Here is a 2029-nt window from a genome sequence, read left to right on the forward strand (position 1 = left end):
CTCTGATTTAACATATTTAACGTTTTGTTAAATCTACTCATTAATAACCCTTTCAATATATTTTTTTATTGTATTAAAATAGATTTTTTTTGATTTTCTCTTCATTGTAAGTAAAAAATTCACATCTATATTTTCTTCCAAAGAGCAAAGGTTGATAGCTTGCTCCTCAATTTTTAGTTTTTCATACTCATCATATTCATCGAAAACCTTTAATATATCTACAGATATGTCTGTTTCGTCTATCAACTCTTTCAAACTATTTATAACTGGTTTTTTCACTGTTCTTCTGGCTTGGTTAATCTTTTTCTTACTGATTAATCCCTTCTCTTTCACAATATTGTTAAAAAGTGTTAAGTTTTGTTTTGAAACATCACTCTCTTGACTTAAGAGGTTTTTTAGAACACCATTAATATACTGAACCAGTGTAGTTTTTATATTGGAGTTTAAGTTTTTATATATAATTTTTAAAACTTCAATTAATACTACCTCTCCCTCTTCTATAAAAATCTTTTTTATCTTTGTATCTGTTCTCTTATCCCAAGATCTTGAAACATAGATGTTTTTCTTAGCTTTTTGAATATTTTTTATAACCTCTTCTGGATATGCAAACTCACTATTTTTCTCTGTCTTTTTTATAATCTCTTTTTTTGGTGTTGCCTTTTTTTCTATTTTTAAAATCTCTTTTTCTACTCTTTTCTCTTCAGGCTTTTCCTCTATAACCTCAACAATTTCAGCTTCCTCTATATCATCACCACTAAAACCAGGTCTTTCTATATATCTTTCCTTCTCTTTTGAGTATGTTATCTCCTTTGGTCTATTGGACTTGGAAGTTTCAATAAAGGATGAAACATGACACTCTCCATCTTTTTCACTATTGAATTTATATATTATATAGTATGTGTCCTCCTCTTTATCCTGATATGAATCATAATACTCCACATATCCCAGCTCAACTAACACATCATAAGCTTTTTCTACCCTTTTTAAAACCTGTTTCATTCTACAAAGAACATAGGTCTTTGTATCTCCATTTTTATTTACTCTCTCTGTTGTCTGCTCCGTTTTTAATGGTATTATCGCTGCTATTGTTCTAAGATTTATCCTATCTTCCTGCTTTTCATATCTAATTTTACTAATATATTTATAAATTCTACCAGCTATTGGGTCTTTTGCTAAAATTTCCATCAACGCTTTTGAATTATATTTTATATATCTTTTATCACTGATTTTTTTTCTTATATTTTTATTTAAAGTTACTCTATAATAGATTTTTTTCCCTTTTTTTAATTTTTGATATGTTAAAAGTTTAAACTCTTCATCTTCAAATTTATATTTTCCTAACTTCGTATGATTCGATACTATAAATTGATATTCAGTATTTTTCAGATTTTTTAATGCTTGCTCAACTTTTGTGTAATAGGTTCTATTCATCTTATTTCCTAAAAAATTTACAATAAAATCTGAAATTTCAAACTCTATATACTCATCTTCATCATCTAAATCTTTTTTAGCTTCATAGGTTGAAATCAAATATGTATATATCTTTTCCTCAAAAATTGAGGGTTGAAAAACTTTATCTCTTGAATCCTTTGCAACCAATGTACAGTACATTGTTACTCCTAAATCCTCAAATGAGTATTGAAAATTAACTCTTTTATTCTGTTTCTGTGGAGTAAAAAATGGAAATACTATCATTTCTACAGGTATATTTATTACATTATCTTTTAAATTCAAAAAATTTCCAGTTTCTTTTATAATAACTTCTCTCACTTCTATATCTGGCAATTGATTTAATCTTATATCAATTTTTGTTATATCTGTTAAAAGTGATCCTGTAGAAGTAATATTAAAATTTTCTACAATATCCTCTTTTTCTTTTTTCACCTTCTTCTCCATAAAAACCTCTCTATAATTTTATAATACCAAATATGTATATATACAATAATAAATATATCTAGCACAATATAATATAACATTTTTTCTGTATATTAACAATAATATTTTTCTGTTTTTTATATCCCTTATTAAC

The 2029-nt window shown here is 26.0% G+C and carries 1 protein-coding gene; it reads right to left on the minus strand.

Features of this window, described 5'->3' with window-relative positions; translation table 11 throughout:
* Positions 1-33 precede the first annotated feature (33 nt).
* Complete coding sequence (locus tag ACMOUI_RS01470; protein WP_418963973.1) at positions 34-1896, minus strand: replication initiator protein A; 1863 nt, start codon at positions 1894-1896, stop codon at positions 34-36.
* Positions 1897-2029 lie beyond the last annotated feature (133 nt).

The organism is Cetobacterium sp., from assembly GCF_048470075.1.
GTDB lineage: Bacteria > Fusobacteriota > Fusobacteriia > Fusobacteriales > Fusobacteriaceae > Cetobacterium_A.

Excerpts from the sequence above, each read along its gene's own strand:
- ACMOUI_RS01470 (WP_418963973.1), bottom strand. The coding sequence starts at position 1,896 with ATGGAGAAGAAGGTGAAAAAAGAAAAAGAGGATATTGTAGAAAATTTT.